Origin of the sequence: Sandaracinobacter sp. (genome assembly GCF_041909755.1) — a bacterium.
Classification (GTDB): Bacteria; Pseudomonadota; Alphaproteobacteria; order Sphingomonadales; family Sphingomonadaceae; genus Sandaracinobacteroides.
Genome location: NZ_JAYRCW010000112.1, coordinates 1 through 7097, shown reverse-complemented (window position 1 = coordinate 7097; position 7097 = coordinate 1). Strand labels below are relative to the sequence as shown.

Annotated in this window: 4 protein-coding genes, 1 tRNA gene and 2 rRNA genes; all 7 read left to right on the top strand. The window is 65.8% G+C overall.

The window, feature by feature from the left end; genetic code table 11:
• Positions 1-413, top strand: a 23S ribosomal RNA gene (locus tag ACE3O8_RS12155); the annotation flags it as partial.
• Positions 414-503: 90 nt separating this feature from the next.
• Positions 504-618, top strand: a 5S ribosomal RNA gene (gene rrf, locus ACE3O8_RS12150).
• Between the two features lie 145 nt (positions 619-763).
• Positions 764-840: transfer RNA gene (locus ACE3O8_RS12145), tRNA-Met, on the top strand.
• Between the two features lie 155 nt (positions 841-995).
• Complete coding sequence (locus tag ACE3O8_RS12140) at positions 996-2009, top strand: hypothetical protein (protein WP_374390101.1); 1014 nt, start codon at positions 996-998, stop codon at positions 2007-2009.
• 75 nt (positions 2010-2084) lie between these two features.
• A complete protein-coding gene (locus ACE3O8_RS12135; protein ID WP_374390099.1) occupies positions 2085-2459 on the top strand; it encodes a BlaI/MecI/CopY family transcriptional regulator in 375 nt (124 codons plus the stop codon).
• The gene (locus ACE3O8_RS12130) at positions 2459-4180 is read left to right on the top strand and encodes a M56 family metallopeptidase (protein ID WP_374390097.1); all 1722 of its coding nucleotides are present in this window, start codon (positions 2459-2461) and stop codon (positions 4178-4180) included. The genes ACE3O8_RS12135 and ACE3O8_RS12130 overlap by 1 nt, the downstream gene beginning before the upstream one ends.
• Positions 4181-4331: 151 nt before the next feature.
• The gene (locus ACE3O8_RS12125) at positions 4332-7004 is read left to right on the top strand and encodes a TonB-dependent receptor (RefSeq protein ID WP_374390095.1); all 2673 of its coding nucleotides are present in this window, start codon (positions 4332-4334) and stop codon (positions 7002-7004) included.
• Positions 7005-7097 lie beyond the last annotated feature (93 nt).

The window sequence follows — 7097 nt, the reverse complement described above, 5'->3', positions numbered from 1 at the left end:
AGAGCTCATATCGACGGAATCGTTTGGCACCTCGATGTCGGCTCATCACATCCTGGGGCTGGAGCAGGTCCCAAGGGTTTGGCTGTTCGCCAATTAAAGTGGTACGTGAGCTGGGTTCAGAACGTCGTGAGACAGTTTGGTCCCTATCTGCCGTGGGCGTCGAGATTTGAGAGGAGTTGCCCCTAGTACGAGAGGACCGGGGTGAACATACCTCTGGTGGACCTGTCATCGTGCCAACGGTGCAGCAGGGTAGCTATGTATGGACGGGATAACCGCTGAAAGCATCTAAGCGGGAAGCCTCCCTCAAGATAAGATCTCTTAGAGTCGTGGAAGACCACCACGTTGATAGGCCGGATGTGGAAGTGCGGTAACGCATGGAGCTAACCGGTCCTAATTACTCTATTCGCACCTGAGAGTCCCATCATCAACATGAAGGTTGCTCTCAGCAGATCGCCCAATACATCTTAAAATTGCATCGATTGAACTCTGCACGGAATTCTAAGCTTGGTGGCCATAGCGCCCGTGACCCACCCGATCCCATCTCGAACTCGGCCGTGAAACCAGGCAGCGCCGATGGTACTACCGCTTAAGCGTTGGAAGAGTAGGACGCCGCCAGGCTCAGAATTTCGTGCAGAAAAACCCATTCACATTGTCAGACATCTTGTCTGTGTTCCTCGCTTGTCTGCGGACGGCCGGTCGGCCTTGCGAACCTTGGTTCGTTTGCATCGCAGGCCTATCGCTCGCGCTCTGGCGAAACGGTTGTCGCGGGATGGAGCAGCCCGGTAGCTCGTCAGGCTCATAACCTGAAGGTCGCAGGTTCAAATCCTGCTCCCGCAACCAAACCAGCCGCTTCGGATTTCCGGGGCGGTTTTTTGTGCCCGCGGCATGGATCCCCGGGCAGAATTCGAACAGATCAGGGGGCCTTTTGCGCCGTTCCGGCAGGTTTTCGCTCTGGGCGATTGCCCGGACCGATCGCCCCCGCTAGCGCTTGAGGCGTGAGTACATCGCCATTCATCTCCCGCCTGGCGGGCATTGCCGACCGCATCCAGGACTGGGGCGTTTCGCCTGCCGGGATGCGCGCCAAGAAGGCGTTCAATATCCTGCTGTCAGCCCTGATCCTGGGCCTGCTTGTGCGCGCGATCGCGCAGGTGGGATGGCAACAGGTTGTTGATGCCGTGCCGGGCAATCCCTGGTTCTGGCTGCTGTTTGTCGGCTCTTACCTGCTGCAGCCGCTGGTGGAATGGCACATCTATCGCCGCTGGTGGCGGTTCGGCTGGGAATCCTTCGGGGTGTTCCTGAAGATGCGGGTGATGAACGAGGCATTGTTCAGCTATTCCGGACACACCTATCTACTGGTCTGGGCTGCAAACCGGCTGGGAATCGAGTTCGATCCCAAGGCGCCGCCGCCCCGCATCCTGGGGCGCGGCGATGGGCCGGGGGTGGACCCGGCGACCAGCCCTCTGGCGGCCGTGAAGGATATGGCCATCACTTCGGGGCTGGCGGGCAATCTTGCCACGTTGCTGATTTTGGGGATCGCGCTTTCGATGGATGGTGCCGCCGTGCTGGGCGCGGCGCTGGACCCCCGCACGTTGAAGATCCTGATGTGGAGCTTCGCCGCGATGGTGGCTTTGAATGTCGCCATCGTGCTGTTTCGGGGCAAGGTGATGAGCCTGCCGCCCCGGGAGAATTATTTCGCCTTTGGCTGGCACCTGGTCCGGGTGGTGATGATCCAGGCCATGCTGGTCGGCAGCTGGGCGGTGGCGCTGCCGGGCTTTTCTGCCGAGACCTGGTTCCTGCTGGGGGCCTTGCGGATGATGATCGGCCGGATGCCTGTGCCGAACAAGGATATCCTGTTTGCCGCCATTGCCGTGAGCCTGACGGGCGATTCATCGGTTCAGGTCGCTGCGCTGATGGCGGCGCAGGGGGCGTTGATCCTGTTGTTTCATGCTGTGGCGTGGGGCGTGGCGCTGGTGCAGGAGCGGGCGGCGGGACCGCGCGCGGCGGGATGACCGGCTGCCCCGATCCGGGGGCTTTGCAGTCTGCGACATTTGTGGCATGCTACGTTTGTAGCAGTGGAGCAGACCATGATTCCGGCCCTGCCGCGCCGCGAGCGCGAAATCTTCGAGATCCTGTGCGGGATCGAGCATGCGACAGCTGCGGAGGTGCGCGAGCGGCTGGCGGACGCGCCGGGCTATTCCGCGGTGCGGACCCTGTTGGCGAGGCTGGAGGCGCGTGGGCTGGTCCGGCACCGTGAAACAGACGCTGCCTATGTTTACGAGATCGTGCCGCGCGAGGCGGATGTGCGGGCGTCGGCGTTGCGGCAGATGGTGCGCACCCTGTTCGACGGGTCTGCCGTGAGTGCGGCGACGGCCTTGCTGGGCCTTCCGGGGGCGATCAGCGATGAAGAGCTGGACCGCCTGCAGCAGGCGATCGATGCCGCGCGGGAGGTGCAGCCGTGATGCCCGATGTGCTGATCGAGATCGGCGTGAAGTCGTTGGCGCTGGCCGGGGTGGGCCTGGCGCTGTGCGGACTGATGCGCCACCGGCCTGCGCGGGAGCGGGTGATGCTGTTGCGGCTGACGCTGCTGATGCTGCTGGCATTGCCGGGCGTGGCGCTGTTCGGGCCGCGGCTGGGCGTTGAGCGACCCGCCATGCTGCAGCAGATCGCGGTGCATGCGGAGTTGGAGCGCGTTCCGGATGACGGGATGGCGTCGGCCTCTGCTGCGACTTTTGCTGCGGCTTCTGCTGCGGAAGCGGATAGCGGCACAAGTGTCTGGGCGGCGGTGCTGATCGGGGCCTATGGCCTGGGCGTTGGATTGATCCTTTCGCATCTGGCGGGCGGCTTGCGGACATTGCGGCGCTGGACCGATGGCGCGCGCCCCCTGGTTCACCCCCTGTGGGGCGCGGCATATGACCGGGCGATGTTCCGGTCTGGCGTGCGCAGGAAGGTGCGTCTGCTGGTGACGGCGGACACGCCCTCTCCGTTGGGGTGGGGCCTTCGCAGGCCCGCCATCCTGATCGACCCGGCGACAGCCGCACGGGACGCCGAGGCGGAGGCCGTGATGGCGCATGAAATGGCGCATGTGGCCCGGCATGACTGGCCCATGCTGATCGTTTCGCGGATCGTGCTGGCGCTGTTCTGGTTCAATCCGCTGGTGTGGCTGCTGGACCGCCGGTTGTCGGACGCGTCCGAGGAGGCGGCGGACATGCACGCCATTCGCCGGGTGGACCGGGCGAGCTATGCGCAGACGTTGCTGACAAGCGTGCGGCTGGCGGCCGGACCCGGCCTGCCGGCCACCCCGATGGTGGGGCGCAGCAACCTGAGCCGGCGGATCCGGGCCGTGCTGGACGATCCCGCGCCGGGCGCGCGCAGCGGCCTGTGGACGGCGACGGCCTGCACCGTGGCGATGGCCTCTGCGCTGACGATCGCCGCGCTGGAACTGCTGCCCGCGAAGCCCGCCATGGCGAAGCCTGCCGGCCAGCCTGCCTATGCGGCTGCCCCGGCTGTTGCGCCTGCCGCGCTGACGGCCGCCGTGGCTGCGCCGACGGAGTGGGCGGCACCTGATGCTGCTGCGCCGGCGCCGCTGCTGGCGGCGTCGGTGGCCGACGCCGTGGAGGCCGCCGGCGAGCGGCAGGATCCGCCGGAGCCGCCGGCCCCGCCGGAGCCGCCCGCGCCCGTGGACGCGCCGGTGCCGCCGGCGCCGCCTGCCCCCCCGGCGCCGGTTTCGCCGCCTTCCCCGCCCTCGCCGCCTTCTCCGCCCCCGGGGACTGCCGCCTGGGTGCAGGTGAAGCACATGTCCCGCGCGGATGTGATGCGGTCGATGGGGGTGACGGATGATTATGTGCGCGAGATGGGCACGGCCTTTGGCCGCCCGCTTGCGCACAACGAGATCATGGCGCTGAAATCGATGGGTGTGACCCCGGATTGCGTGACGGACTGGCGCGCCGCCGGGCTGCCGGCGCTGACCGCGCGGGAGGCAACCCAGCTGGCGGCGATGGACGTGAAGGCCGATTATGTGGCCGATATCCGTGGCGTGGGCCTGGGCGAGCCCTCTGTGCGGGAACTTGTGCAGCTGCGGGCCATGGGCGTGACGGCGGCGTTCGCGGAAGATGCGCGCGAGGCCGGGCGCGCGGCGAGCTTCCGGGATCTGGTGCGGTTGAAGGCGACCGGCTGGCGCTGACGCCCCGCCGCCGGCCCCGGCGGGCCCGGTGTGCCCCCGCCGCAACATCCCTTCACAAAGCTGATAAGCAACGTGCGCACGGATTGCATGTTGCGGCCTTTGTGCGCAATATTTCTCCAAAGGGCACAAAGCCCGTGGGGAGGAAAATCTGATGAACGGCCTGCGTGTGTCGTGCGCACTTGGTGCGCTTGTTGCATCCACAGTCTTTCCGGCTGCCGCCGCGCTTGCGCAGGCAGCTGATTCCACCCAGGTGGGGGCGGGCGACATCATCGTGACCGCCACGCGCCGGGCGCAGGCCCTTTCCGATGTGCCGATCGCCGTCAGCGCCATTTCCTCGCAGCAGCTGGAGGCGAGCGGCGTGAACGACATTCGCGCGCTGAACCAGCTGGCGCCCTCGCTGCTGGTTTCGGGCGCGACATCGGAAACGAACTTCACGGCGCGGGTGCGCGGCGTGGGCACCGTGGGGGAAAACCCGGGCCTTGAAAGCTCTGTCGCGCTGTTCATCGACGGCGTCTATCGCAGCCGCACCGGCACCGGCCTTTCCGAACTGGGCGAGGTGGAGCGGATCGAGGTGCTGCGCGGGCCGCAGGGCACGCTGTTCGGGCGCAACGCGTCTGCCGGCCTCATCAACATCGTGACGAAGAAGCCCAGCTTCGACAATGGCGGCTATGCCGCCGCCAGCTACGGCAATTACAACAGCATGCGCCTTGAAGGCGGGGTCAATTATGTGCTGGCCGACAACATCGCCGCCGCCAAGCTGGAAGGCCTGTGGTTCAAGCGCGATGGCTTCGTGGAGGATATCCGCTCGGATCGTGACTTCAACGATCGCGATCGCTGGATGCTGCGCGGCCAGCTGCTGCTCACGCCGAACGACAATCTGGAAATCCGCCTGATCGGCGATTACTCCCGCCGCCGCGAACAATGCTGCGTCGCCTCCTATCTCAGCTCGCGATCCCTCGCGCGGGATGCGCAAGGCAATGTGATCATCCTCCCCAACACGCTGGAACCGATCCTGCGCGGGCTGGGCGTGACCTCCCCGCGTGGAGAGCTGTTCAAGGTGGCCGTCTCGCCCAACCGCGATTACCGCTCCGACAGCGACGACTGGGGGGTGTCGGGCGAAGTGAACTGGGATCTGGGCGCCGCCAGCCTCACCTCCATCACCGCCTGGCGCGACTATCGCGTGCGCACCGGCCAGGATTCGGATTTCACCGATATCGATTTCTGGGGCCGATCCGACCAGTTCCGGCATTTCAAGACGTTCAGCCAGGAACTGCGCCTGCAAGGCACCCTTTTCGAAGACCGGCTGGACTGGCTCGTCGGCGCCTACTTCGCGGATGAAAAGCTGTTCACCAGCGACAATATCGCCTTCGGGGCAGATTCCGAACGCTATGGCGATTGCCTGATCGTCGCGTCACTCGCCCCCACCACGCTGAACCCGTCGCTGCCGCGCTGCACCACGCTGCCGGCCACGTCATGGCCCGGCTATGCCGGGCTTGCGGCGGCCACCGGCACGGCACGGATGCCGGGCACCGGCGCCGGCGGTTACATGAATCATGAAAGCCGCAACTACGCCTTCTTCACCCACAACAGCTTCGATATCGTGCCGGACAAGCTGATCCTCACGGTCGGCGCGCGCTACACCAACGAGCGCAAGACGATCGACGGTGTGTTCGCCAACAACAACACATTGTGCGCCGCGCTGCGCAACATTGCCTCTGCGGCGGCGTCCGTTCCCTGCGCCATCAACGGCACCGCGGGCACCGGCATCCCCTCCGGCTCGGAAGGCGCGCGCGTGAGCGAAAGCCGCTGGACCGGCACCGTCGTCCTCAGCTGGAAGCCGGTGGACGATCTGATGGTCTATGGCAGCTGGGCGCGCGGCTACAAGGCGGGGGGCTTCAACCTCGACACGTCCGCGCTGGATATTGTCTGCAACCCCAACGCGGGCACGGTGGCGCAGCGCGCGGCCTGCTCCGGCCAGCTGGCGCTGCCGGCAAACACCGTCGGCAATGCCCGCCCGGAAGCGATCGACCTGCAGTTCGGCGCGGAAACCGTGGATTCCTGGGAACTGGGCGCGAAATTCTCGCGGCCGGGCTTCAGCGCCAACCTGGCGCTGTTCCAGCAGAAATTCTCCAACTTCCAGCTGAATACTTTCAACGGGGTGAATTTCGAAGTCACCAACATCCAGGGCTGCCGCGATGATCTGGGCAACACGGACAGCGACGGTTCCGCCACCACGGGCGCCTGCTCGCCAGACAGGCTGAAGCCGGGGCTGGTCTCCAAGGGGATCGAACTGGAACTGAACGCCCAGCCCGCACCCTATTTCAACGTCACAGCGGGCCTCACCTACACCGACACCCGCTATGCCAAGGATCTGGTGGGCACGGGCGGCCGGCCGCTCTCCCCGGTGCTGTTCCAGCTTCCGGGGCGGCTGCTCTCCAACGCGCCGGCCTATGTGATGTCCGGCTCGATTTCGTGGAATCCGCCCATCGGCGACAATCTGCGCGGCCTCGCCTATCTCGATTACCGCTTCACGGACAGTTACAACACCGGTTCCGACCTCGATCTCGAAAAGGTGCAGGAAGCCTATATCCTGTTCAACGGCCGGGTGGGCATCTCCAGCGCGGATCGCAAATGGTCGCTGGAACTGTGGGGCCAGAACCTCTTCAACAAGCAGTATTTCCAGATCAGCGCCGATGCCCCGCTGCAGGGCTCCGGCACGTTCCGCGGCGTGGCGCAGGGGATCAGCACCACCGCGAACCAGCTGTTCCTCACCTTCCCGGGAGAGCCGCGGACCTTCGGGGTCACGGGCCGCTTCCGCTTCTGACGGGGGGCAACCGGGGGCAGACATGCGCCCCGGTTGCACCATCCATGACCATAGTTCGGCTTGACTGGGCACGCCCGCCCCATGCATGGCGCG